The 24,743-nt window shown below is 69.1% G+C and carries 25 protein-coding genes; 11 read left to right on the top strand and 14 right to left on the bottom strand.

The genetic code is table 11. The features are described from left to right. Positions 1-71: 71 nt before the first annotated feature. The 6 genes from ACIA8G_RS20945 to ACIA8G_RS20920 all read left to right on the top strand — a co-directional run bounded on the left by ACIA8G_RS20945 (position 72) and on the right by ACIA8G_RS20920 (position 4,905). On the top strand, positions 72-1,088 hold the full coding sequence (locus ACIA8G_RS20945) for an alpha/beta hydrolase family protein (RefSeq protein WP_396420260.1): 1,017 nt from the start codon (positions 72-74) through the stop codon (positions 1,086-1,088). 36 nt (positions 1,089-1,124) lie between these two features. Beyond that, a complete protein-coding gene (locus ACIA8G_RS20940; RefSeq protein ID WP_396420259.1) occupies positions 1,125-1,370 on the top strand; it encodes a hypothetical protein in 246 nt (81 codons plus the stop codon). 86 nt (positions 1,371-1,456) lie between these two features. Then, positions 1,457-2,104, top strand: coding sequence for an ABC transporter permease (locus tag ACIA8G_RS20935; protein ID WP_396420258.1), 648 nt, complete (start codon positions 1,457-1,459; stop codon positions 2,102-2,104). Next, the gene (locus ACIA8G_RS20930; RefSeq protein ID WP_396420256.1) at positions 2,097-3,224 is read left to right on the top strand and encodes an ABC transporter ATP-binding protein; all 1,128 of its coding nucleotides are present in this window, start codon (positions 2,097-2,099) and stop codon (positions 3,222-3,224) included. Before ACIA8G_RS20935 ends, ACIA8G_RS20930 begins: the two co-directional genes overlap by 8 nt. Further along, on the top strand, positions 3,221-3,955 hold the full coding sequence (locus tag ACIA8G_RS20925) for an ABC transporter permease (RefSeq protein ID WP_396420255.1): 735 nt from the start codon (positions 3,221-3,223) through the stop codon (positions 3,953-3,955). The genes ACIA8G_RS20930 and ACIA8G_RS20925 overlap by 4 nt, the downstream gene beginning before the upstream one ends. After that, positions 3,952-4,905 carry a glycine betaine ABC transporter substrate-binding protein gene (locus ACIA8G_RS20920; protein WP_396420253.1) on the top strand — a complete coding sequence of 318 codons (954 nt, stop codon included), beginning with the start codon at positions 3,952-3,954 and terminating at the stop codon, positions 4,903-4,905. The genes ACIA8G_RS20925 and ACIA8G_RS20920 overlap by 4 nt, the downstream gene beginning before the upstream one ends. Here ACIA8G_RS20920 and ACIA8G_RS20915 read toward each other — a convergent pair whose 3' ends face one another. Continuing rightward, positions 4,906-6,177, bottom strand: a complete 1,272-nt coding sequence (locus tag ACIA8G_RS20915) for a M14 family metallopeptidase (RefSeq protein ID WP_396420252.1) — start codon at positions 6,175-6,177, stop codon at positions 4,906-4,908. A gap of 146 nt (positions 6,178-6,323) precedes the next feature. Here ACIA8G_RS20915 and ACIA8G_RS20910 point away from each other — a divergent pair, with 146 nt between their 5' ends. Genes ACIA8G_RS20910 through hpnD form a run of 3 tightly spaced genes read left to right on the top strand, consistent with a single transcriptional unit; the run spans position 6,324 to position 8,814 of the window. Next, complete coding sequence (locus ACIA8G_RS20910; protein WP_396420251.1) at positions 6,324-7,136, top strand: SAM-dependent methyltransferase; 813 nt, start codon at positions 6,324-6,326, stop codon at positions 7,134-7,136. After that, positions 7,136-7,945, top strand: coding sequence for a squalene synthase HpnC (hpnC, locus tag ACIA8G_RS20905; protein ID WP_396420250.1), 810 nt, complete (start codon positions 7,136-7,138; stop codon positions 7,943-7,945). Before ACIA8G_RS20910 ends, hpnC begins: the two co-directional genes overlap by 1 nt. After that, entirely contained in the window at positions 7,933-8,814 is an 882-nt protein-coding gene (hpnD, locus tag ACIA8G_RS20900; protein WP_396420248.1) for a presqualene diphosphate synthase HpnD, read from the top strand. Before hpnC ends, hpnD begins: the two co-directional genes overlap by 13 nt. On the opposite strand, the gene ACIA8G_RS20895 is transcribed toward hpnD, so the two are convergent. Beyond that, the gene (locus tag ACIA8G_RS20895) at positions 8,809-9,096 is read right to left on the bottom strand and encodes a SelT/SelW/SelH family protein (protein WP_396420247.1); all 288 of its coding nucleotides are present in this window, start codon (positions 9,094-9,096) and stop codon (positions 8,809-8,811) included. The genes hpnD and ACIA8G_RS20895 overlap by 6 nt on opposite strands. Beyond that, on the bottom strand, positions 9,093-9,965 hold the full coding sequence (locus ACIA8G_RS20890; RefSeq protein WP_396420246.1) for a helix-turn-helix domain-containing protein: 873 nt from the start codon (positions 9,963-9,965) through the stop codon (positions 9,093-9,095). The genes ACIA8G_RS20895 and ACIA8G_RS20890 overlap by 4 nt, the downstream gene beginning before the upstream one ends. A gap of 144 nt (positions 9,966-10,109) precedes the next feature. Between ACIA8G_RS20890 and ACIA8G_RS20885 the strand changes: the two genes are divergently transcribed. Further along, on the top strand, positions 10,110-11,150 hold the full coding sequence (locus tag ACIA8G_RS20885; RefSeq protein ID WP_396420245.1) for an NAD(P)-dependent alcohol dehydrogenase: 1,041 nt from the start codon (positions 10,110-10,112) through the stop codon (positions 11,148-11,150). 3 nt (positions 11,151-11,153) lie between these two features. Here ACIA8G_RS20885 and ACIA8G_RS20880 read toward each other — a convergent pair whose 3' ends face one another. From ACIA8G_RS20880 to ACIA8G_RS20840, 9 genes are all read right to left on the bottom strand, one after another. Next, positions 11,154-11,666 (bottom strand): pyridoxamine 5'-phosphate oxidase family protein, encoded by a 513-nt coding sequence (locus tag ACIA8G_RS20880; RefSeq protein WP_396420244.1) that lies wholly within the window; start codon positions 11,664-11,666, stop codon positions 11,154-11,156. A gap of 36 nt (positions 11,667-11,702) precedes the next feature. Then, positions 11,703-13,451 carry a flavin-containing monooxygenase gene (locus ACIA8G_RS20875; RefSeq protein ID WP_396420243.1) on the bottom strand — a complete coding sequence of 583 codons (1,749 nt, stop codon included), beginning with the start codon at positions 13,449-13,451 and terminating at the stop codon, positions 11,703-11,705. A gap of 48 nt (positions 13,452-13,499) precedes the next feature. After that, positions 13,500-14,816, bottom strand: a complete 1,317-nt coding sequence (locus tag ACIA8G_RS20870; RefSeq protein WP_396420242.1) for a hypothetical protein — start codon at positions 14,814-14,816, stop codon at positions 13,500-13,502. 48 nt (positions 14,817-14,864) lie between these two features. After that, positions 14,865-16,316 carry a beta-xylosidase gene (locus ACIA8G_RS20865; RefSeq protein WP_396420241.1) on the bottom strand — a complete coding sequence of 484 codons (1,452 nt, stop codon included), beginning with the start codon at positions 16,314-16,316 and terminating at the stop codon, positions 14,865-14,867. A 106-nt stretch (positions 16,317-16,422) separates the two neighbouring features. Further along, positions 16,423-18,267, bottom strand: a complete 1,845-nt coding sequence (locus tag ACIA8G_RS20860; protein WP_396420239.1) for an HtaA domain-containing protein — start codon at positions 18,265-18,267, stop codon at positions 16,423-16,425. Beyond that, on the bottom strand, positions 18,260-18,970 hold the full coding sequence (locus ACIA8G_RS20855; protein WP_396420238.1) for a hypothetical protein: 711 nt from the start codon (positions 18,968-18,970) through the stop codon (positions 18,260-18,262). Before ACIA8G_RS20855 ends, ACIA8G_RS20860 begins: the two co-directional genes overlap by 8 nt. Before the next feature lie 536 nt (positions 18,971-19,506). Beyond that, positions 19,507-20,271, bottom strand: coding sequence for a heme ABC transporter ATP-binding protein (locus tag ACIA8G_RS20850; protein WP_396420237.1), 765 nt, complete (start codon positions 20,269-20,271; stop codon positions 19,507-19,509). After that, positions 20,268-21,272 (bottom strand): FecCD family ABC transporter permease, encoded by a 1,005-nt coding sequence (locus tag ACIA8G_RS20845; RefSeq protein ID WP_396420236.1) that lies wholly within the window; start codon positions 21,270-21,272, stop codon positions 20,268-20,270. The genes ACIA8G_RS20850 and ACIA8G_RS20845 overlap by 4 nt, the downstream gene beginning before the upstream one ends. After that, entirely contained in the window at positions 21,269-22,327 is a 1,059-nt protein-coding gene (locus ACIA8G_RS20840) for a hemin ABC transporter substrate-binding protein (RefSeq protein WP_396420235.1), read from the bottom strand. Before ACIA8G_RS20840 ends, ACIA8G_RS20845 begins: the two co-directional genes overlap by 4 nt. Before the next feature lie 84 nt (positions 22,328-22,411). Between ACIA8G_RS20840 and ACIA8G_RS20835 the strand changes: the two genes are divergently transcribed. After that, entirely contained in the window at positions 22,412-22,909 is a 498-nt protein-coding gene (locus tag ACIA8G_RS20835) for a hypothetical protein (RefSeq protein WP_396420234.1), read from the top strand. 36 nt (positions 22,910-22,945) lie between these two features. Here ACIA8G_RS20835 and ACIA8G_RS20830 read toward each other — a convergent pair whose 3' ends face one another. Continuing rightward, positions 22,946-23,590 carry a response regulator gene (locus tag ACIA8G_RS20830; RefSeq protein ID WP_396420233.1) on the bottom strand — a complete coding sequence of 215 codons (645 nt, stop codon included), beginning with the start codon at positions 23,588-23,590 and terminating at the stop codon, positions 22,946-22,948. Beyond that, positions 23,581-24,705, bottom strand: a complete 1,125-nt coding sequence (locus ACIA8G_RS20825; RefSeq protein ID WP_396420232.1) for a sensor histidine kinase — start codon at positions 24,703-24,705, stop codon at positions 23,581-23,583. The genes ACIA8G_RS20830 and ACIA8G_RS20825 overlap by 10 nt, the downstream gene beginning before the upstream one ends. Positions 24,706-24,743: the final 38 nt, after the last annotated feature.

The following is a 24,743-nucleotide window of genomic DNA, read 5'->3' as shown; positions in this document are numbered from 1 at the left end:
GCGGACTGTTCCAGGATCCGGACATGATCTGGACGAACGGCGGACTTACCGCAGGTACAAAGTCCTCTGTGTTGCGACTGACGCTTGGCCTGCTCGTGTTGATGCTCGGTGTACCGGCGACGGCGGCCGCGGACGAGGTCCGCACGGCGTCCTACGAGGTCACGCCGGACCTGTCCGCTTCCGTGCACTATCCACGCGACGTCGGCAGAGGCTCACATCCGCTTGTCGTGCTGCTGCACGGTCTGTTCGCCAAATGCGAGGATCGGCGGCCGGACGCGACCTACGAAGACCTTTATGGATGGCCCTGCAAGCCAGGAGTTCCACAGGTGTCCAGCTACCGCGGGTACGACTACCTCGCGCATGAACTGGCGAAGACCGGGTTCGTCGTGGTTTCGGTCAACGCCAACCACATCAGTTCCACATCGCCCGACGAGTACGCCGACCGTGCGGCACTGATCAACGCGCACCTGCGGATGTGGCAGCAGGCCACCACAAGCGCGGGACCGTTGGCGCCGCAGTTCGGCGCGTTCCGAGTGGACACGAAACGTGTTGGTGTGCTGGGACATTCGAAGGGCGGCCGGGGGGCGACGCGGCACTCGGCCGACGGCTACCACAGCTGGCCGGAAGGCGTCGAGGTGAAGGCCGTGGTCGCGCTCGAGCCGGTGCCCAGCGGCGGGTCGGACTCGGTGGTCTCGCGGATCCCGTTCCTGACGGTGATCGGAGGTTGTGACAAGACCAGCAACCCCGGGGCGGAGCAGTACTTCGAGGACGCCGCCTCGCGCAACGTCGTGCCGGTGCACCGGTTGATGGTGCAGGGCGCCAACCACAGCTTCTTCAACACCGAGTGGTCGCCGTCGAGCGGTCAGGTCACGGCGGAGGACGATGCCGAGCCCACACGGCCTGGGTTCTGCCGGGCGTTGCAGGCGGAGGAGCGGCAGTTGAACGAGCAGGAGCAACGGGAAGCCGGTGTGGTGTACCTGTCGGCGTTCTTCCGGCGCTATCTCTACGGGGAGACGAAGTTCGACTCATTGTTGAGTGGCGTGGAACGGCCGTTGCCGCACGTGACCGCCGAGGTCGACCTGCCGTGACTTCCCCGCCCTCGCTACACAAGTACGGTGCGGTGCGTGAGCGGCTTCGACCACGAGCGTTGCCAGAGCCACTGGCCGACTTCTACCGGCACGCATCCGGTCCGTCTCGACGGCCGGGAAAGCATTGATGTGGTGACTTTCGGCTCCGACGGCGGTGGCACGTTGTTCGCACTCGGCCTCCCCGACGGTGCTCCCGGTTACCTGCTGCCGCCCAGCGGTGTCGATCGCAGCGGTGATTACGTCGTGCACGACCGGCTCGATCCGATCCGCTGCTTCTCCTGATTCCGGCGGAATTTCGCCTCGCTGTTGCCCATTTGCCGCCGATGAGGTTGTGTTGACGCCAACTTCGGCGGGCGGGGCCTACGAGGATGAATGTGCTCGAGTACGTGGCCGATCGGTGGGATCGGCTGTCGTTGCAGGCGTTGCTGCACGTCAGCGCCGTCGTGCAATGCACGGTTCTGGCTGCTGTCCTCGGCGTGGTGATCGGGGTCGCGGTCTATCGCAGTCCGGTCGGATCGGCGCTGGCCACGGCGTTGGCGAGCACGATTCTCACGATTCCGTCGTTCGCGCTGCTGGCGTTGCTGATTCCGGTGTTCGGACTGGGTGCGGACACCACGGTCATCGCATTGGTGCTTTACGCGTTGCTGCCGATCGTGCGCAACACGATCGTCGGGCTCGGCGGTGTGGATCCTGCCGTCAGTGATGCGGCCAAAGGCATCGGCATGAGCCGGTTCGGGGTGTTGACGCGGGTCGAGTTGCGGCTGGCGTGGCCCGCGATTCTCGCCGGAATGCGGGTGGCGACGCAGATGCTGATGGGCATCGCCGTCATCGCCGCTTACGCGAAAGGGCCGGGACTTGGTTCCGAGGTGTTCTCCGGGCTGGCGAACGCCGGTAGCGCGAACTCGTTGAACCAGGCGCTCACCGGGACGATCGGCGTGGTGATCCTCGCTCTGCTGCTCGACGGCGTTTACGTGTTGGTCAACCGTTTCACCGTGTCGAGGGGAATCCGTGGCTGAGAATGTGACCGCGGCAGGTATCGAGATCCGGCTCGACCACGTGACGAAGCGGTATCCCGGGCAGAAGGCGGCGGCGGTCGACGACTTCTCGATGGTCGTGCCCGCCGGGCAGATCGTGGTGTTCGTCGGGCCGTCCGGGTGCGGCAAGACGACGACCATGCGGATGATCAACCGGTTGATCGAGCCGACCTCGGGCACGATCACGATCGGCGGCGAGGACGCGCTGAAGATCGACCCGGACGACCTGCGGCGCCGCGTGGGGTACGCGATCCAGCAGGCCGGGTTGTTCCCGCACTTCACGGTGGCGCAGAGCATCGGGATCGTGCCGGGGCTGCTGGGCTGGGACAAGAAGAAGATCGCGGCTCGCGTCGAGGAGATGATGGACCTGGTCGGGCTCGATCCCGGCGAGTTCGCGCACCGGTTCCCGCGCCAGCTCTCCGGCGGGCAGCAGCAACGGGTCGGGGTCGCCCGCGCGCTCGCGGCCGACCCGCCGGTGCTGCTGATGGACGAGCCGTTCGGCGCGGTCGACCCGATCACCCGCGGACATCTGCAGGACGAGCTGTTGCGGCTGCAGAGCGAGCTGCGCAAGACGATCGTGTTCGTCACGCACGACTTCGACGAGGCGGTCAAGCTCGGCGACCGGATCGCCGTGCTCGGCGACCGGTCCACGATCCTGCAGTACGACACGCCGGACGCGATCCTGGCCAACCCGGCGGACGACACGGTGGCCGGGTTCGTCGGCGCCGGTGCGTCGCTGAAGGCGTTGACACTCACGAGGGTGCGCGACGTCGAGCTCGGTCAGGCGGTGACGGCAAAGGCGGACGCGGATCCGTCCACTGTGGAGCTGGGCGCGGAGAAGTTCGTTCTGGTTCTTGACGAACGCGACCGGCCACTGCGGTGGGTACACGTCAAGGAGCTTGCCCACGCGCGCTCTCTGGCCACCGTCGGGCGGCCGGTGCAGGACTCGGTGACGCTGCAGTCGACGCTGCGGGACGCCCTGGAGGCGATGGTCAACGAGGGCGGGCGCGCGGTCGTGACCGGCAACCGGGGCGAGTACGTCGGCACGCTCGACCTCACGACCGTGACCGATGTCGTGCAACGGTTGCGGGCGACCGCATGACGGCCGGGCGGATCAGGTTCTGGGCGCAGCCGCTCGCGGTGCTGCTCATCGTCGGCGGCGTGCTGGTGTGGGTGTTCACGAGCGAGCTCACCGCGACCGAGAAGGGCACGCTCAACGCGAGTTCGCTGCTGGCGGCGCTGGCCGATCACCTGCTGATGACGGTCGTGGTGACCGCGATCGTGGTCCTCGTCGCCGTTCCCGCGGGCGTCGTCGCGACCAGGCCGTGGGCGCGCTGGCTCGCGCCGGTGTTCCTGGCGATCGCGAACGTCGGCCAGGCCGCGCCCGCGCTGGGCGTGCTGGTGCTGTGGTTCCTGCTCACCGGCGCGGAGGGCGGGCTGTGGGTGGCCGCGCTGCCGCTCGCGTTCTACTCGTTGCTTCCGGTGCTGCGCAACACGATCGTCGGCCTGCAGCAGGTCGAACCCTCCCTTGTGGACGCCGGTCGCGGCATCGGCATGTCGGCCTCGGGTGTGCTGTGGCGGGTCGAGTTCCCGCTGGCGACCCCGTTGATCCTGGCCGGTCTGCGCACGTCGCTGGTGCTCGCGGTGGGCACGGCGACGTTCGGGCTGTTCGTCAACGCGGGCGGGTTCGGGTTGCTGATCGACACCGGCTACAAGCTGAACCTGATGAAGGTGCTGGTGACCGGGTCCGCGCTGGCGGCGGGACTCGCGCTGCTGGTCGACTGGGCCGGCGCGGTCATGGAGCAGTGGTTCGGCCCCAAGGGGTTGCGATGAGCCGGTTGCTGCTGGTCGTCCTGCTGTGTCTCACCGGGTGTGGCCTCGACGTCAACACCGCGTTGCCCTACAAGGTGCTGCCGGGGTCGATCCAGCCGGACCAGGGGTTGCGCGGGGTCGAGATCACCGTGGGGTCCAAGGACTTCACCGAGAACATCCTGCTCGGCTACCTCGCCGAGATGGCGCTGTCCGCGGCGGGCGCCGACGTCGTCGACCTGACCGACCTGAAGGGCTCGCAGACCGCGCGCCAGGCCCTGCTCAACGGCGAGGTCGACGTCACGTGGGAGTACACCGGCACCGGCTGGATCAACTACCAGGGCAACGAACTCCCGGTGCCCGGCGGCGAGCAGGCGCAGTACGACGCCACGAAGAAGGCGGACCTCGACCGGTTCGGCGTCGAGTGGCTCGCGTACTCACCGCTGAACGACCAGTACGCGTTCGCGGTCACCGAGGCCTACGGCTCGCAGCACGGGCTGCGCACGACCTCGGACCTGGCCGCGTTTCTGGCGAAGAACCCCGGCGAAGCGGTGTTCTGCCTGGAGACCGAGTTCACCAGCCGCCAGGACGGCTTCCCCGCCGCGTTGCGGACCTACGGCTTCTCGGCCACCGAGGTGAAGAACTTCGGCATCGGCACGATCTACTCGGCCGTCGCGGGCGGTACGTGCCCGATCGGCGAGGTCTTCACCACGGACGGCCGGATCGCCGCGCAGAAGCTCCGCGTGCTGGAGGACGACAAGAAGGCCTTCCCGCAGTACAACGTCGCACCGACGGTGCGTGCCGAGTTCCTCGCCCGGTATCCGGCCGTGCGCGGCCCACTCGAGACGGTGAGCCGCGCACTGACGAACGACCAGATGATCGAGCTGTGCCGTCAGGTCGACGTCGAGGGCAGGGACGCGGGCGAGGTGGCCCGCGACTGGATGGTGTCCAAGGGGTTCATCAGGACGGACTGATCAGCAGTACTGGGCCTCCTTGCCGATCGCCTCGTACGGGCAGTCGGCACGTTCCAGGAGTTGCAGCACGGCCTCCCGGTTGCGTGAGGTCTGCGCGGGGATGACCTCGTCGGGCGGGTAGAAACCGCCGCCACCGGAGCTGCCGGGGTACATCTCGAAGGTGTAGGCGAAGATCCGCTGCGAGCCCCACAGCCAGTCGCGGATGCCGCCGTCGGTGATGTAGAGGTCGCTCGCCTGCTGGGGTGTGTAGCCGTTCGACGCGGCCATCGACCGGCCGATCGTGGTGAACGTGTCGTGCTGGTCCTTGGTCAGGCCGGGCGCGAGGTCGTCCGTGGTGTAGCCGAACGGCCACATGACCAGCTGGCCGTAGGTGTGGAAGTCGATGGACGCCTTGATCTGCTGCGTGCCACCGATGACGCGGCTGCGCACGAAGTCGGCGACCACCTTCACCTCTGGCGCGGACTCCGCCCGTGCACCGCGGTAGGTGTCACTGGAGGGCGTTCCCGACGAACCGCCGCAGCAGCCCCACTTGTAGCCCCAGTTGCGGTTGGTGTCGGTGCCGATGGCGGTGGAGCCGGCGTTGGGCTGCCGGTTCTTGCGCCACGACCGGTAGCTGCCGGTGGCGATGTCGTACTCGCCGCCGTCGGGGTTGACGTCCGGCACGATCCAGATCTCGCGGGTGTCGACGAGCCCCTTGATCCGCGCGTCGGTGGCGTACTGGGAGGTGAACGAGTTGACCAGGTACAGCGCCATCTCGACGGTGAGGTGTTCCCGCGCGTGCTGCTTGTGCGTGAACAGCACCTCGGGCTCGTTCTCGTCGGCCGCCACGTTGTCGCTGATCTTGACGGCCACGATGTCGCGGTTCTGGTAGGACTTGCCGATCACCCGCTTGGAGATCAACGCGGGGTAGGTGGTGATCGCCCGGTCGATCGCGGCGTTCATCTCGGTGTAGTTGTGGTAGTTCGCGTCCTGAGCAGGGAAGTCGAACGGGGTCACATCGGCCGCGGTGATCGGCTTCGGTAGCTCGCGCACGTCGAAACCCTGAGCGCGCAGGCGGTTCACCTCGGCGCCGGTCGCGGTGATCACGACGATGCCGTGTTCCTCGACCGAGTCGATCGCCGCGCCGGAGCGGGCGAGTTTCGTGCGTTGTTCAGGGGTGCGGACGTCGCTCACCTGATAGCTGGCCGGTCCGGCCTCGGATACCGCCAACGTCGGCGCCGTGACCGATCCAACGGTCAGCAGGGCGGCTGCCACGCCAAGCAGAATTCTCATGCCAACAGGCTTAGTGTGCGGGTCATGCCGCTGTCACCGGCCGTTGGGGCGACCTGCGCTCGTCACGGCCAGTGACTGTCCAAATGAGACACTTCTCATCCGTTCGGTCCTCGATAGCGGCCGATCGGGTCGTCATGATCGAACTCATGAGCACAGCGGCCCGCACGCACTTGGCCGACAAGACCGAGTACCTCCTGGAGAAGTACGGCCCAGGCCCGCGAGTGCACTACCACATCGGACTGTTCCGGGACGTGCCAGCGGACCCGGCCGTGGACAGTCCGGCCATCCGGCGGCGGATCACCGCGGCCCAGGAGGCACTCGTGGCCCACGCGGCGCGCCGGTGGCACGCCGACGCCACGTTGTCCGGGCACATCGCCGACATCGGGTGCGGGCTGGGCGGCGGATCCCTCTACTGGGCCCAGGAACACGGCGCCACGGTCACCGCCGTCACGAACGTGCCGGACCACATCCCGGTCATCCGCCGGCTCGCCGCCGAGGCCGGGGTGGCCGACCGCGTCACGCCTCTGCTCACCGACGCCGCCGAACTGCCCCACGACACCGCTTTCGACGGCGCGGTCGCGATGGAGAGCATGTGCTACATGCGTCGTGACGAGGTGTTCGCCCGGCTCGGTGCGGTCGTGCGGACCGGCGGGGCGTTGTGCGTCCAGGACGTTTTCCTGAACGACCCGCAGTGGCGCGAACCGTTCGACGCCTATTGGAAAACGGCCATCGGCACGGTCGAGGAATACGTCACCCACGCGCTGGCGGCCGGGTTCGCACTTGTCACCGACGAGGACGTCACCGACGACACGACCGAGTTCTGGCGGCAGAGCGCCGACTGGGCCGAGGCCACCGACGGCGAGCGGCTGCGGGACTCGATCCACTGGCACCGGAACTTCCACCGGGCCTGGCAGGAGCGCGCCATCCACGTGCGGCTGCTGCGTTTCGAGAAGCAGTGATGAACGAGGTTCGCGCGCAGGCCACGAACGAGAACTTCCCGGTGGCGGCGCGCATCCTGCCCGTACGCGTCCGTGCTCGCCTGCTCGCGCTGTACGACTTCGCGCGGTGGGTGGACGACATCGGTGACGAGTACCCGCCCGCGGACCGCCTCGGCCTGCTGGACCAGGTCGAAGCGGATCTCCTGCGGCTCTACCGCGGATCACCGCCCGAGATGCCGCTCGTCGCCGCATTGGCTCCGTTGACGCCGGACGTGCCGATGGCCGAGTTCGCCATGCTGATCGAGGCGAACCGCCGTGACCAGGTGAAGACCCGCTACGAGACCTTCGCCGAGCTGCTGGAGTACTGCGCCCTGTCCGCCGATCCGGTCGGCCGGATCGTGCTGCGCATCTTCTCCGCCGCCACGCCGCAACGGCTGGGGCTGGCTGACCGCGTGTCGTCCGCGTTGCAGATCATCGAGCACTGCCAGGACGTGGGCGAGGACCACGCGGGTGGCCGGGTCTACCTGCCGGCCGCCGACCTGAGCCGGTTCGGCTGTGTCGAGGAGGACTTCACCGCGACGAGCACGCCCGTCCGGTTGCGTGAGGTCGTGGCGTTGCAGGCCCGGCGCGCGGAACGGTTGCTGGACGAGGGCAGACCGCTGATCGGAACACTCGGTGGCTTCGCGAGGATCGCCGTCGCAGGCTATGTCGCGGGAGGCCGCGCCACGCTGACTGCGTTGCGGCACGCGGGTTACGACGTGCTCGCGGTGCCGGTGCGACCGGCGCGGACGCGGCTGCTCGTCGAGTGGTCACGAACATGGGCCGGGTGATTTCGGTGGAGGTGTCGGCGGCGTACCGCCATTGCGCCGAGGTGACCCGTGGCCGGGCCCGCAACTTCTGGTACGGCATCCGGCTGCTGCCCGGTCCGAAACGCCGCGCGCTCAGCGCGCTGTACGCGTTCGCCCGTCTGGTCGACGACATCACCGACGGCAACGCGCCGGCCGACGTGAAGCAGAAGATGCTGACGGACCTCCGTGAGCGGCTGCACGCCGTCGACGGGGGAGCGGCCGGAGACGATGCCGTGTTCGTGGCGCTGGCCGATGTCGCGGCCAGTTTCCCCGTCACCCTGCGCGTGTTCGACGAACTGCTGGACGGCTGCGAGGACGACGTCCGCGGCGTGGAGTACCGGACGTTCGCCGACCTGGAGCGCTACTGCCGGTGCATCGCGGGTTCCACCGGGCGCCTGTTGATCGGTGTGTTCGGCACCGACGACCCGCACGCGGCCGAGCCGTTCGCGGACGCGGTCGGAATCGCCCTGCAGCTCACCAACGTGTTGCGCGACATAGCGGAGGACAGCAGGAACGGCCGGATCTACCTGCCCGCCGAGGACCTGGACCGGTTCGGGTGCACGCTGCGGTGGGACGGTCAGCGGCTCACCGACCCGCCGGAAGCGTTGGTCGAGCTCGTCCGGTTCGAGGCCGAGCGCGCCCAGCGGTGGTACGACGAAGGGCTGCGCCTGCTGCCCCATCTCGACCGCAGGAGCGCGGCCTGCGTCGCGGCCATGGCCACCATCTACCGGCGGCTGCTCGACCGGGTCGCTGCCGATCCACTCGCCGCACTGAGCCGCCGCACCTCGTTGCCCACCAGGGAGAAGGCGGTGGTCGTGGCTCGTGCGCTGGTGCACCAGGTCAGCTCATGACGACTGCTTGCGGTCCGTGTGCCCCAACGACCGTTCCGGCGCCACCCGGTCCCGCACCAGCTGCTTGAGCACGGCGAGGTCCGGGAAACCCTCCTGCTCCTTGCGCGACCACACCGTCTCGCCGTCGAGCCGCACGTCGAACACGCCGCCGGTGCCGGGGATCAGCGCGACCTCGCCCAGCTCGGTGGTGAACGTCGTCAGCAGCTCCTGCGCGGTCCACCCGGCGCGCAGCAACCACCGGCACTGGGTGCAGTACTCGATCTCCAGACGCGGCGTTCTCATGCCTGAGTATGAACAGAGGTTCCGGCGCGGGTCGCGTCCGCACCCCAATGGGCCAGCAGCTGCAGTGCCTCCGCGGAGGGGGTGCCCGGTTCCGCGGAGTAGGTGGTCAGGAACAGTCCGGCGTCGCTGGGCATCCTGAGCGCCTCCCACGACAGCGCCAGCTCGCCGACGAGCGGGTGCCGCAGGCGCTTCACGCCGTGGGTCTTCTCCTTGACGTCGTGCCTGGCCCAGAGCTGCCGGAACTCCTCGCTCTTCACCGAGAGCTCGCCGACCAGCGCGGCCAGCTCCGGGTCGTTCGGGTAGCAGCCCGCGTCCATCCGCAGGAACGCGACGATGTCGGAGGCCTTGCTGTCCCAGTCGACGAACAGCTCCCGGTAAGCCGGGTCCAGGAACACGAGCCGAGCCCAGTTCCGTTCCCTGGGCGGCAGTTCGCCCCAGTCACCGAACAGCGCGGCGGCCAGCGGGTTCCACGCGAGGACGTCCGCACGCCGTCCGCCGATGTAGGCGGGCACCCCGATGGTGTCGAGCAGGTGCTGCAACGCCGGCCGCACGTGTTGTGGCCGAAAGGTCTTCTTCTTGGTCGTCTTGCACTGCGTCAGGTTCCGCAGGTGCGCACGCTCGGCACCGTTGAGCCGCAACGCGCTGGCGATCGCGTCGATCACCTCGGCCGAGACGTTGCGGCCGTTGCCCTGTTCGAGCCGCGTGTAGTACGCGACCGAGACGCCCGCGAGCTGCGCCAGCTCCTCACGGCGCAGTCCCGGCACGCGGCGGGCCCTGCCGTACTGGGTCAGGCCCACGTCGTCCGGGGTCAGCCGCGCGCGGCGGCTGCGCAGGAACTCGCTCAGCTCGGTGCGCGGGTCGACGGTCATGACCTCGAGTATTCCCGCCGTTGCGCGATCGTGCCTGCTACTGCCAGTGGTAGGCACAGCAGACGTACGAAAAGCAGGTGTCTGGGCAGGTCCTCGCAACCTCGGCAGTGTCGTTGGCGACACGACAACGAGGAGAACCCCCTGATGAGCACCGTCGCCGCCTACGCCGCTCCCGCCCCCAAGGCACCGCTGGAGCGCACCACGATCGAGCGTCGCGCGGTCGGCGCGCACGACGTCCTGATCGACATCAAGTACGCGGGCATCTGCCACTCCGACATCCACCAGGTCAACGAGGGCTGGGGCCGGGGCAGGTTCCCGATGGTGCCGGGCCACGAGATCGCCGGCGTGGTCGCCGAGGTCGGCTCCGAGGTGACCCGCTTCGCCGTCGGCGACCGGGTCGGCGTCGGCTGCATGGTCGACTCGTGCCGCGAGTGCGAGTTCTGCCTGCGCGGACTCGAGCAGTACTGCGCCAAGGGCAACACGCAGACGTACAACGGCCTCGACCGCAACGGTGAGGTCACCTACGGCGGCTACTCGAAGCAGATCGTGGTCGACGAGAACTACACGGTGCGGATCCCGGACGGGCTCCCGCTCGACGTCGCCGCGCCACTGCTGTGCGCGGGCATCACGCTCTACTCGCCGCTCAAGCACTGGGGCGTCGCACCGGGCAAGAAGGTCGCGATCGTCGGCCTCGGCGGGCTCGGCCACATGGGTGTCAAGATCGCGGCCGCGCTCGGCGCCGAGGTGACCGTGCTGTCGCAGTCGTTGCGCAAGAAGGACGACGGGCTCAAGCTCGGCGCCAGCGACTACCGCGCCACCAGCGACCCGGCGACCTTCACCGAGCTCGCGGGCCAGTTCGACGTCATCGTGTCCACGGTGTCCGCGCCGCTGGACTTCACCGCCTACCTCGGGCTGCTCAAGACCGACGGCGCGCTGGTGAACGTCGGCGCGCCGGAGGAGCCGATCTCGATCAACCTGTTCGGACTGCTGGGCGGCCGCAAGACGCTGGCCGGTTCGATGATCGGCGGTATCGCGGAGACCCAGGAGATGCTGGACTTCTGCGCCGAGCACCGCCTGGGGTCCGAGATCGAGCTGATCGACGCCGACCAGATCAACGTGGCCTACGAGCGGGTGCTGTCGAGCGACGTGCGGTACCGGTTCGTGATCGACACCGCGACGATCTGAGGCTCAGCCGAACGTCCAGCGCGTCGCACCGCCCGGCCCTGCGCTCGCGACAGCATGCGCGCTGCGCAGGGTGATCCGGTAGACGTACCAGGGCGGTGGGCCGCCGCTCGGAGCGGTGTAGGGCGCGGTGAGTGCCGCGCCCTCGCGTTCGGCGGGCCAGCCGGCCTCGCGGTACCTGGCGGCGACCCGGTCCAAAGTGGACTCGTCGGTGATCCGGTGTGCGTCGCCCTCCAGCACGAGGTCCAGTCCGGTCAGCCGCACCGACACCGTGCAGGCCGGGTTCGCCGCGAGGTTGCGCGACTTGCGGGTGTCCGGCCCACTCACGAAGTGCAGGGCGTCTTCGAACCAGACGGCGCCCACACCCACCGAGTGCGGCCTGCCGTCCGGGCGGACGGTGTTCAGGAAGAACGGCACGTCCTCCGAGGCGGATTCCTTGGCGAGCAGGTCCTGAGCGTTGGTCCACTGCAGGACAGGGGCGCCGTACTGGTCGAGGTTGCGCGTCTCAATGTTCGTCATGCACTCACGTCGAACGGGCGACCGCGTTTTCGACAGCTACCTCGGGTGGTGCACCTCCTGCAGCCCGTAGACCGGCGTCGGCAGGCCCTCGAAACGGGCCTTGAGCTGCAACGCGAGGTACCGCGAGAAGAACCGCGACTGAGCCATGTCACCGCCGTGGAACCACAATCCCGGCTGCTGCGTGGGCTTCCACATGTTGCGCTGCTCGCCCTCCCACGGTCCCGGATCGCGGTAGGTGTCCGAGCCGATGCCCCACACCCTGCCGACCCGTTCGGCCATCTCCGCCCCGCCGAGATCGGCCACGAAGCCGTTCATCGGCCCGTACCCGGTCGCGTACACGACGAGGTCCGCCTCCAGCGTGGTGCCGTCCTCGAGCACGACGGCGTCGCGGGTCAGCCGGGCGACCTGGCCGTGGGCGAGCTTGATCGACCCGTCCAGGATCAGGGCGGAGGCACCGACGTCGATGTAGTAGCCGGAGCCGCGGCGCAGGTACATCATCACCAGGCCGGTGCCGTCGTCGCCCCACTGGTGCGCGAACCCGGCCTGCTCCAGCCGTGCGTAGAACTCCGCGTCACGTTCCCGGATCTGCTCCTGCGCCGAGCGCTGCAACTCCGTCATGACCCGGTACGGCTGCGAGTTGAAGAGCGTGTCCGCGCGCTCGGTGGTGATGCCCGCCGCGACAGCCTCCTCCGAGTAGAGGCCGCCGAGGGCGAGGTCCATCAACGTTTCCGACTTCAGCACATGCGTGGCCGAGCGCTGCACCATCGTCACGTCCGCGCCGTGCTCGACCAGTGCCGCGCAGATGTCGTGCGCCGAGTTGTTGGACCCGATCACCACGGCCTTGCGGCCCTCGTAACCCTCCGGCCCGCGGTGTGCGGAGGAGTGGTGCTGCTCGCCTTCGAAGAGGTCCGCGCCGGGGAACGACGGCACGTTGGGCTTTCCGGCCATGCCGGTCGCGATCACGACGTGCGCGGGGTGCAGCAGCACGGTCTCGCCATCGCGGTCGACGGTGACGGTCCAGCCGTCGTCGTAGGAGATCGACTTCACCTCGGACCGCGTCCAGTACGGGATCTCCATGACCCGCGTGTACATCTCCATCCAGTCGGCCAGCTTGTCCTTGGCGGTGAACACCGGCCAGCTGTCCGGGAACGGGATGTACGGCAGGTGGTCGTACCAGACCGGGACGTGCAGCGTGAGGGTCTGGTAGCGGTTGCGCCACGCGTCGCCGGCGCGGTCGTTGCGGTCCAGCACCAGCGCGGGCACGCCGAACTGCCGCAGCCGGGCGCCGAGCGCGATGCCGCCCTGACCACCGCCGACGACCACGACGTACGGCTGCCGTTCGATCTCGGCCTGTTCCGCCGCGCGCTCCTGCGCCCACGAACGCCGGCCGGGAACCGGGCCGTGCCGGACGCCGAACGGGCGCCGATCCCGTTGCGGCTCCTCGAAACCCTTGAGATCTTCGAGGGTCGTGAGCAACGTCCGCGCGCCCTCGTCGGTCAGTCGCAGATAGCCCCGGCAGTGGCCCAGCGCGGTCTCGAACTCGAGCCACGCCTCCGTCACGCCGTCGGCCTCGGTGGGCGGTTCGGTGGTGCGGAACCCGGTCGCGTCGACGTCCACACAGGCCTTCAGCAGGTCTGTCACGCCGTCGCGGCCCTCGACCGTCTTGATGTTCCAGGTGAACGCCACGAGGTCGCGCCAGTAGCTGTCCTGGGCGAAGAGCGCGGCCGCGGCATCGACGTCACGGGCCTTCAGCGCGGTCTCGAACCGCTCCAACCAGTCATTCACCGTCTGCGTCACCACTCGAGTGGACCAGAGGCTTGAGGCAGGTGCGCGCTATCGACCCACTGAGCGGCACGGCACGACGAAGAACCAGTCTTTCGGCTCATGCTCCAGGCGTGCTTCGGGCGCTCCCGCGGCACAGTCCGCGCGAGCCTTCGCCAGGCTCTCGTCCCACGGAATGCCCCTCAGCACCGTCTTGGGCTCCTGCAGGTGCGCGAAGACGCTCACCACCACGGCGATCCCGACGACGTAGCGGCTGGCGCCCACCACCGCGCGTTCCCACATCCGGCCCGGCGTCGCGTCGAGTCCCACGAAGATCGCGGTGAACAGGAACAGGCACGGCGCGATGCTGTACCGCTGCGCGGCCATCACGACCTCGGGCGCCTGCACCTGCAGGACCTGGGTCCAGTTCAGCACCAGGCAAGCGAGGATGACGATCACGCTGTACGCGCCGGCGACCAGCACCAGCGTCCGTCCCGCCCGGTCACCGAACCGCAGCCCGGCCGCCATCGGCACAGCCGCCGCCAGCAGCGCGCCCAGGATCAGCAGGTTGCCGAGCGCCGGGTAGATCTGGCCGACCCGTTCGGAGCCGGTGAACGCCACCACCGGCACCCGCAGCAGGCTCGAGAGCAGCACCTGCACCGGGTCGACCTCGTCGTGCGAGTAGGGCGTGCGGGTCGCGAGCAGCATCGCCAGGCCCTGCACCACCAGCCCGACGAGGAACGTGATCGGCACTTCCTTGCGCGGCAGGACGAGCCGCACGAGCGCGATCGGCGCCAGGATGAAGACCAGCGGGCTGGTCAACGCGGCGAGGAACACGAACAGCGCGACCGGCACGCGCGGGGCGTTGCGCCACAACAACGCCCAGAAAGCGCCGTACAGCAGGAACCAGTGCAGGTTCGACATGTTGTTCAACGTCTCGGAGTTGCCCGCGGGCAGCACCACCACGAGTGACGCCAGCGCGAGCCGCAGCGGCGTCGACCGCAGGTACGCGCCGGAGGCCGCGAACGTGATCAGCGCGACCAGCGCCCGCAGCATCGCCGCGGCGATCGCGAACCCGGCGGCGGTCCACTCGAGCGGCAGCAACGCGACGACCTCGGCGACCAGCCGCGGCAACGTGTGCAGGTAGCCGCCGTAGGGCTCGATCAGGTTCGTGAGCGTCGGCGTCCGCACCGCGTCGACCATGAACCGGGCGCCGTCCTCGGCCCACAGGTGGTCGAGCCGGGCCCAGCCGGGCGGGATGAGCAGCAGGAACGCCACCGAGAGCACGAAGCAGAACGAGTAGCCCAGCCAGGCCCGTTCGTGGGGAGGCTCCTCCGGCAGCGGGATCACGCTGCCCGCGAGCGCACTGGATCGTTCTGCAGTCGCCACCACTGGTCTGTCCCCCGAAAGTCCGTTTCCGGGGTGACGGTACCGGGGTCAGTTCAGGAGGCGTTCGTACCGGTCCCACTGGTCCTGGGTCACGACGGTGACCTCGGAGGAGTTGAGCGTGGCGATCTCGATCGCGGGGATCACGAACAGCTTGCCGTTGAGCAGCAGGCCGGCCGCGCCATCAGGCCCGACCACGGCCGGCACCCCCGCCGGGACGCGGGCGGAGACCTTGAACGAGTCGACGATCTGCGGACGCCAGCCGATCACGCCGCTGGCGAACTTCGCCGCCGCCGAACCGCGCTCGAACCGGACGACCTTGCCGTCGACGACGACGTCGGCCGTGCGTTCGGGGGAGGGCACCGAGAAGCCGTTGAGCACCCGTGCCTCCTCGGGGGTGGCACAGCCGTTGAGCCCGAGCGCGTCGATGCCGAAGTGGCTGATGTTCGTCGGTGCGCCGGACCCGCCGTAGACGGTGGAGCGCAGGACGTCCAGCCCCACCTTGTCGCACGGGCCGCCGGCGTGGATCGGCGCGTGGCCCTCGGGGGTGCGCACGAGGCCGGGGCCTTCCCGCCACGGGCCCGGGATCACCACCGGCTCGTACGGGTGGCGGGTGAACTCCTTGTTCCAGAACGTGACGGTGGTGCCCGCGTCGGTCGAGTGGGCGATGGCGAACGCGGAGGCCGCCTCGATCCACATCCAGTCCGCGCTGAACGCCTCGACCACGGACCGCGTGCGGGGCTGCTTGGTCGACGGCACCGGCTTGAAGCCCTGCGGGCCCAGCGCCTCGACACCCGCGGTGAACAGCGGGTCCTTCGAGCGCAGGACGTACTGGCCGGCGCCGTTGGTGGCAGCCGCGTAGCCGGTGGTGTCGGTGAACAGCAGGTAGACCCAGCCGTCGAGGTAGACGGCGGCCTGCTGGCCGGCACCGTAGGCGTTCTCGCGGATCACGTCGCCGGACGTGCCGAGGATGGCCTGGCCGCCGTTGGCCCGCGTCCAGCTCAGGCCGTCGCTGCTGGTCGCGACGCCGACCGAGCTGCCGTTGGCGTGGTTGTCCCGCGAGGCACCGGTGTAATACATGTAATAAGTGCCGTTGATCTTGATCAGCGACGGGTCGCAGGTGTGCATCGCGTCGAAGCTGGTGTTGCTGCCGGAGAACACCGGCTGCGCGCCGCTGAACGGGCCGTCCGCGCTCGGGCCCTCGCTGTAGAGGATGTCGTCGCCGTTGGGCTGGGCGACGCCCATCTGGCTGCACCACCACGCGCGCACCTTGCCGCCGTCGAGCATGATGGCGGGCCCGTAGTTGTAGACGGCGTCCCCGGTCCCGGCGATGACCGTGCCGGGGCTCTGCCGCCCGTTCTCGACCGCCAGCTTGAGCCCGTCCCGCACCGCTGGCGGGGCCTTGGGTGCTGACGTGGTCAGATGCCCACTCGTGGGCAGCCCGGCCTGGCCGCCCATCGCCGTGCTGGTGCAAGCGGTGACCGCACCGACCAGTGCGAGCACAGCGAGTAGCGCAACAGGGCGACGTCTCGGGGGCACTCACCCATCATAGTGATCAACTCCTCCTTTCGGGATGCGGTCAGTAATCGCGGTTCCGATTCATGCCTGGTCAATTCGACTTTCGAGTGGCCGTCATCAGTGCGATACCGCTGCCCAGCAGCACAATTCCCGCGATCAACGGCACCAATGGGGACGCGCCCGTGCTGGCCAGCCGCTGCGGGCGGAAGGTGAGCGGCGGAACGAGGTCCTGCGGCGCCTGCACGACCGGCGGCGGACCGGCGGGGCCGGGCGGTGCGGGCAGCGACGAGCAGGACGAACCGAGGGTCAGCGTGAGGTCGTCGAGCCTGTCACCAGCGCCGTAGAACCCGGCGAACGCCTCGGAGTTCGTGAGCGTGGCCTGCACACCCGTGACGGTGAGCACGCCCGCGTCGCTGGCGCTCTTCGCGGCGGCCAGGTCGAGATCCGCGAGCTCGACCCCGGTCAGCTTCGTCGGCGTGCCGGGCGCGGGACCGCTGGTCGCGAGTTCGACATCGGCTTTGAGCTTGCCTTTCGCGCCCTGCACCGTGACTTTCGGGTTGGCCAGGTGGATCGTGAAGAAGTGGCCGGGATAGGAGAAGGTGATCTTGCCGCCGAATGAGACGTCGAACTGCGTGGCCGACGTGTAGTTCGCCTTCTGGAACGGGTACTGATGCGCGCCGGTGGTGACGCCGTTGGCGTTGGGGGAGGCGTCGATGTCGGTGACGATCGCGCCTTCCGAGCCGGTGATGCTGTTGCCGCTGCCGTTGCCGACGTAACTGCGGAAGCTCTTCTTGAAGCCCCACAGCAGAGTGCCCTTGGTGACGGTCGTGACCTCGCACGCCTGCTGGGCTTTCACGGTGTAGGTGGCGCTCGCGGTGCGTTTCGATGTCACGCCGGTCGCGGTGAGCGTGTGCGTGCCAGGCGCCGCGGTGGTGACCAGTTCACCCGCGATGTCACCGTTTGCCGTCGCGGTGATGATGCCGAGGCCGAGGTCGACCTGTTCGTTCGCGCCGAAACCCTTGCCGCTGAACGTGAGTTTGCCGCCCTGGGTGATCTCGGTGGCGGCGAGTGCCAGGGTGGGCGCGGCGACCGGGTAGATCAACCTCGCCGGTGCCAGCGCGGTGCCGGCGGGCAGGTTCAATGCCTTGCTGCCTTTTTCGGTCAGCTTCACGTCGTTGATCTGCAGCGTCGCGGTGTTGCCGTTGAGTGTTGTCTCAGCTGCTTTGAGATCGGCGAGGTGCACGCTGATGCCGTTCACCTCGGCGGTCAGCCTGCCGGCGGGGAACTCGATGCGCGGCTTGGCGATCCGCGCGGCGGCGAAGTCGAACCTGCCGGTGAACTGCGCTTGGAGCGGCCCGTCCTGCACGCCGCCCGCGTACGGCCAGGTCTGCCCGATGGCGCCGTCCAGCGGGGTGCCGTTCCAGCCGGTCATCACCGGCCAGTTGAGGCTGCCCGCCAGTGGCTGCGACGGCGACGTGACGCCGTTGAACGTCAGCGGTACCACCAGATCCGCGCTGGTGTCGGGGCTGTCCCAGGCGAAGATCATGAGGTAGAGCTGCTCGGTCGCCGCGGAAAACTCGTCCGAGCCGACCTTGTAGGCGGCCTTGACCGTCGGCGTGGCCTGCCAGGTGCCGTCCGGCTTGAGGTTGATGCCGACGGCCCAGTTCTCCTTGAGCAGCTTGGAATACTGGCTGGTGGTGGTCGACTTGTCGCGCCAGCCGTCGCGCTTGGGCCCGACGCGGACGCCCCACCCCTTGCCGTCGTTGAACTTCGGGTCGAACCCGGACCCGGTGATGGTGATCTTCGTGCCGGCCGGGTCGAGGCTGCCGACGTTCGGCGAGACGGTCACCGAGGGGACCATCTGTTGTTGTGCTGCAGCCGGTGTCGCTGTGACCAGTGCCGCGGCGGTCACGAGCACCGCGAGTGCCCTATTCATCGGTCTTGCCCCTTCTGAACCGCAGCCACCACACGAGACCCGCGGCGAGCAGGACGGCGGCGCCGATGCCGCCTGGGACGAGCCAGCCGGGCTTCCCGTTGTCGGGACTGGCCTGCGCCGCGGGTTGGACCTCGGGCTGAGTCGAGGTCGTCGTCGTTGTTGTCGTCGTTGTGGTGGTGGTTGTTGTTGCCGGGGGAGTGGTCGTCGTTGTTGTTGTGGGCGTGGGCTTTGCGGGCTGGTTGGGGATCGCGAAGCTGATCGGCGTGAACGTCTCGTTGTTCGCGTTCACCACGCCGTGCGCGCCGACCGTGATGACGCCGCAGGTGACCTTCAGACAGTCCACTTCGGACACCGCGCCGTCCCGCCCGGCGGTCTTGAACCTCGCGCCGGGCACGTTGAGCTGCGCGCTCCACGTGCCGTCGGCGTTGACTACGCCGTTGGCCGCGTGCTCGGTTTCGCCGCCGGGGAACGAGATGAACCGCTGGTAGCCGTTGTTGTCCTTGGCTTCTTTGTCCTGGACGTAGCGCATCGTTGTGCCGGAGGCGCCGCCCTTGCTCGGTTTCCAGCCGCCTGCGGGGTCGGATACCCAGCCGAAGAAGACGTAGATGCCGCCGTAGCCGTTCTTGACTGATTGGAAACCGGTGCCGCGCAACGTGAGCGTGGTGGCGTAGTCGGGGTCAGCGGTGGTGGGTGCTGCGGACACCCTTGCGGTTTGGGCTGATGCGGGCTGTGCTGCCAGGATCAGGAGCGCTGCGGCCGCAGTGGCCGCAGCGAGGTGCCGGAGTGTTGCTGCTGTTGCGGTCGAGGCGAGGCGCCGGAGGGCTGCCGCGCGCCGGCGGAGGGGCCGCGCTCCGGCCTGGCGCAGGCTCGTCGCTCCAACCCGGCGCAGGAGCCCGGTTCCGACCTGACTCAGGGGCCCCGCCGCGACCTGGCGCAAGGGCTCCGCTCCGGCCTGGCGCAGGCTTGTCGCTCCAACCTGGCGCAGGAGCCCGGTTCCGACCTGACTCAGGGGCCCCGCCGCGACCGGGCGCAAGGGCTCCGCTCCGACCTGATGCAGTGGCCTTGTCGCAGGCTCTCGCAAGGGGCCCGCCCCAACCTTGCGCGTCGGTCCGGCTGCAAGCTGTCGCAGGGCCGCCGCCGCAGGCTCTCGCATGCGTGCCGCCGCAAGCTTTCGCAGGGGTCCCCTCCAGGGGGTCCCCTTGCATTCATTCTCCCAGACAGCACCGACAATTCTCGGCGTCATGCTTCCCCTCTCCACGGCAGCACGACCGGCCGGCCGGTGCGCGGGTGCGCGAACACCTCGACCCGGTGCCGGTAGACCTCGCTCAGCAGTTCCTCGGTGAGGACCTCGGCCGGCGGCCCGTCCGCGACGATCGAGCCGTCGCTCATCACGGCGACCCGGTCGGCGTGCGCCCCGGCCATGCCGAGGTCGTGCAGCACGACCAGCACCGCGCTGCCCTGGTCGGCCTGGGCCTTGGCGGTCCGCAGCACCAGTTCGGAGTGCCGGATGTCCAGCGCCGCGGTCGGTTCGTCGAGCAGCAGCACGCCGGCGCGTTGCGCGAGCACGCGCGCCAGCGCCGCACGGGCCTGTTCGCCGCCCGACAGCGTGGTGAACTTCCGCCCGGCGAACGCCGCCATCTCGGTCTGCGCCATGACCTCGGCGATGACGTCGTCGTTGCCGTCGTCCCAGGGCGCCCGGCCCATCCGGATCACCTCGGCGACCGTGAACGGGAACGACAGCGTGATCCGTTGCAGCAGCACGGCCCGGCGCTGGGCGGTCTCGCGCGCGGTCCACTCGTCGAGCGGTTTTCCGTCCAGCCACACCGATCCCGCGTCGGGACGGACGTCGCCGGCGAGCACGGCCAGCGCGGTCGACTTGCCCGCGCCGTTCGGGCCGACCAGTGCGAGCACCTCGCCGGACTTCACGGTGAGGTCCAGCTTCTTCAGGATCTCCTGCCCGCCGAGGCTCACGGACACGTTCTCGCAGAACAACTCCGGCTTCACGCCCAGCCACCCGCCTGCTGCCGGGTCCTTCTGAGCAGCCAGAAGAAGAACGGCCCGCCGACGAGCGCGGTCAGCATGCCGATCGGCAGGTCCACGAACGTGATCACGCCGCGCGCGCCCAGATCCGCTGCCACCAGCAGGAGTGCTCCGCCCAGTGCGCTCGCGGGCAGCAGCACGCGGTGGCCCGGGCCGGCGATCATGCGGATCAGGTGCGGCACCACGAGTCCCACGAACCCGATCACGCCGGTGAACGACACCGCGGCCGAGACCATGAGCGCCACCAGCACGATCGAGCCGAGCCGCAGCAGTTCGACGTTCACGCCGAGGTGCCGCGCCGGTCGCTCGCCCAGCGACAGCAGGTCGAGCCTCTTGGCTAGGAACACCGCGATCGCGATGCCCGCGGCGGCCAGTGGCAACACCGTCCAGACGTAGGTCCACCGCGCGCCGGCGATGCTGCCGAGCTGCCAGAACACGATCTGCTCGCGAGCCTGCTGGTCGCCGAGGAACGTGAGGAACGCGATTCCCGCACCGGCCACCGCGTTGATCGCGACGCCGGTGAGGATCAGCGTGACCACCTCGGTGCGTCCCGCGGACCGCGCGAACGAGTACACGAGCAGTGTCGCGGCGAGTCCGAACGCGAACGCCACGACCGGTGTCGTGAACTGACCGAGGAAGCTCAGCTGGAAGACGATGGTCAGGCACGCGCCGACCGCGGCGCCCGAGGAGACCCCGACGACGCCGGGCTCGGCGAGCGGATTGCCGAACACGCCCTGCATCAACGCACCCGCGACGCCGAGCACGGCGCCGACGACGATGGACATGACCACGCGCGGGAACCTGACGTTCCACAGCGTCGCCTCGGCCATCGGATCAGGCGACGCGCTGCCGAAGAGCGACGCGAAGACCTCCTGGACCGGAATCGGGAACTGACCGATCGAAGCCGACAGCAGGATCGCGCCGAACAGCAGGGCCGCGAGAGTCAGGAAGAGCAGCGATCTCACGTGTACAGCGCCCTTGCCAGCCCGTCGATCACCGCGGCCGTCAACGGCCCGAAGCTCAGCACCTGGTAGTCGTTCATGTCGACGATCCGGCGCTTCTGCCCGGCCGGAGTCTGCGCGACGCCGGGCACCGTGGCCATGCCCTCGACCCCGCCGACGGACTGAAGTCCCTTCGACATCACCAGAATCACGTCCGGTGCCGCCTTGGACAGCGCCTCCGGGTTGATCGGTTTGGCGCCCTGCAGCCCGACCTCGGACGCCACGTCGACCGCGCCGACCGCGGTGATCAGGTCGTCCGCGCCGGTGCCCGTGCCGAACATCTGGTAGACCCCGGACTGCCCGCGCAGGTACAGGAACACGACCCGCAGCTTCGAGTCGTTGGCGAGCCGGTGTGCCGCGATCTTGGCCTTCTCGATCTCCACGGTGGTGCGCTGGGCGAGCTTGCGTCCCTCCGCTGGCACCCCGAGTGCGTCGGCGACCTGCTCGATCAGCGTGCCGACGTTGTTGACCGCGCGCCGCGAGTCCGTGACGACCACGGGGATGCCGGAGTCGCGCAGCTGCAACACGACGTCCCACGGCCCGAGCGTGGTGTCGGTGATCACGACGGTCGGCCGCAGCCCGAGGATCGCCTCGGCGTTGAGCTGGTGGCCGTTGGTCGTGATGAGCGGAAGCTTTGCGGCAGCGGGAAAACCGGTCGAGGTGTCGCGGCCGACCAGGCGATCGCCCAGCCCCAGCCCGAACACCGTCGCACCGAGCGTGCCGTACGTGTCGAACGCGAGAATCCGGTCCGCGCTGCTCACCGTGACCTTGGTGTCCTGCGCGTCGGTGACCGTCGTGGGCAGCCTCGGCGTGACCTTGTCGCTGATCGGCACGATGTCCGGCTCGGCCACGGTCGCGGTCGACGGACCGGTTTTCAGCCGGGGGTCCTTGGCGGGTTCGAGCTGTTCCAGCGGCGTCCGGCTCGGGTCACCGGCCGGCACCTGAGGCGCGTTTCGGCCGGCCGTACCGGTGCACCCCGCCACCAGCACGACCGTGAGCACAGCCACCCAGATTCTCACGCCCTGAACTTAACTTAGGCTTACCTAACAGTCTAGGGTGAAGGTCCCACCACATCCGAGTCCCTTTCACTCCAAGGACAAGTGATGGCAAGAAAGATGCTCGTCATGGCGGCTGTCGCAGCTGCGCTGGTGACCACCGCCATGCCCGCATTGGCCGCTCCGGGAAGCGCTTCCCGCAACGGCCACACGCTCAGCGCGTCCAACGCGACCGACCTCGACCCGGCCGGTGAGACGATCACCGTGACCGGCACCGGCTACGACTCGACCAAGGGCTACTACGTGGCGTTGTGCCGCGTGCCGGACGACTACAGCTACGGCTCGACCCCGACGCCGTGCCTGGGCGGCGACGGTCAGGGCGGCACCGGCGCGGGCCCGTCGGCCTGGGTGACCAACACACCGGCGGGCAGCAACCCGAGCGTCCCGATCGCCGCCGACGGGTCGTTCACCGCGCAGATCCACCTCAAGCAGGCGGGCGGCAACCTCGACTGCGCGCAGGTGACGTGCGCGATCGTCACGAGGCGCGACCACCTCGGCCTGTTCGACCGCAGTTTCGACGTCTTCGTCCCGGCGTCCTGGAGCTGATCTGACGCGCGGGCACGGCCTCACCGTGCCCGCGCCTCAGCTGCCCAGGTAGCGGACCACCGCCACCACGCGGCGGCTCAGGCCCGACGATCCGGCGAGACCGAGCTTGTCGAAGATCGCGTTGATGTGCTTCTCCGCGGCGCTCTGCGAGATGTGCAGGTGCTGGGAGATGCTGGCGTTGGTGAGGCCCTGTGCCATCAGTTCGAGGACACCCTTCTCGCGCTGGGTCAGCGTTTCGATCGGGTCGGCCTTGGTTGTTCTGGACAGCAGCCGGCGCACGACCTCGGGGTCGAACGCCGCCCCGCCCGCCGCGACCCGGTCGAGTGCCTCCAGGAACTCGTCGACCTGGGCCACGCGGTCCTTGAGCAGGTAGCCGACCTTGCCCCCGGTGCTCGTGATGAGCTCGGTGGCATAGCGGCTCTCGATGTACTGGGAGAGCACGAGCACGGCGACATCCGGCCACGAGCGGCGGATCTCCAGCGCGGCGCGCATGCCGTCGTCCTTGTGGTCCGGCGGCATCCGGACGTCGGTGACCACGATGTCCGGCCGGTGTTTCTCGGTGGCCTGCACCAGTTCCGGCGCGGTGCCGACGGCGGCGACGACGTCGTGGCCCTCCTCGGCCAGCAACCGGATGAGGCCCTCGCGCAGCAGCGTCGAGTCCTCGGCCAGGATCACGCGCACGGCAACCTCGCTGAGATGGTGGTGGGACCGCCGATCGGGCTGTTCACCTGGAACGTCCCGTCGACCGCCTTGACCCGGCGGGCGAGGCCGGACAGACCCGTACCGTGCTCGTCCGCGCCGCCCATGCCGTTGTCCAGCACCGTCACCACGATCTGGCCCGCCTTGTCCGTCACCACCACGTCGACGAGCGACGGATCGGCGTGCTTGGCCGCGTTGTTCACGGCCTCGGAGATCACGAAGTAGATCACCGTCTCCAGCGCGGTGCCCGGTGGCTTGATCAACGCGTTGTGGACCTGCACGCGCACGCTCGACCGCTCGGCCAGCTCCTCGAGCGCCCGGCCCAGCCCCGATTCGGCGAGCACGCCCGGATAGACCCTGGTCGCGACCTCGCGCAGCTCGTCGATGGTCGCGGTCGCGGTGTCGTGCGCCTGCTTCAACAGCTCCTGCAACCGCTCGTCGTCGTGCACCCGGCGAGCTCTGCCGACCAGCATCGCGAGCGCCACCAGCCGCTGCTGGACGCCGTCGTGCAGGTCGCGCTCGATGCGCCTGCGCTCGTCGTCGATCGCCTCGATCACCTCGGCACGCGTGCTCGTCAGCTCCGCGACCCGTTGGCGCAGCAGCGTTTGCTGACTCGTGCCGAGCATCCTGGTGGCGAGCCACCTGTCCAGCGCCGCGACCCCCGGCACGCCCGCGGTGGTCACGAAGATGATCAGTGCGCCCGGCACCGTGGCCAGCGCGACCAGGCTGGTGGTGACCCGGTCGCCCTCCTCGACGAGGCCCCAACTGCCGCCGACGAGCCACGCCGTCACCATCGAGATCGAGATGGCCCACCAGAACAACAGCAGGTAGACGACGCCCGCGCCGACCCAGCCCACCACCCACCGCACGCCGAGATACCGCCGGCACCGGCCCTTGGTCAGCGGGTTGATGTGCACGGGCTGGTCGAACCGCGCGATCCGGCCCAGCTGGTACTCGGTCTGCCTGATCACCCCGACACCCAGCACCGCGAGGAGGAGATCGAGCACACCGGTCAGCCACCCGAGCAGCAACCCGAAGAGCATCCGGAACCACCTGCGCACCAGCGAACCCGCGCTGAGCTGATCGTCCTGGTGCACGAGTCCAACCGTACTGGCGCCGTCCGACCCCGGCATTG

Origin of the sequence: Lentzea sp. NPDC051213, from assembly GCF_044455585.1 — a bacterium.
In the GTDB taxonomy this organism is placed as follows: domain Bacteria; phylum Actinomycetota; class Actinomycetes; order Mycobacteriales; family Pseudonocardiaceae; genus Lentzea.
This window is presented reverse-complemented; position numbering and strand designations above follow the sequence as displayed.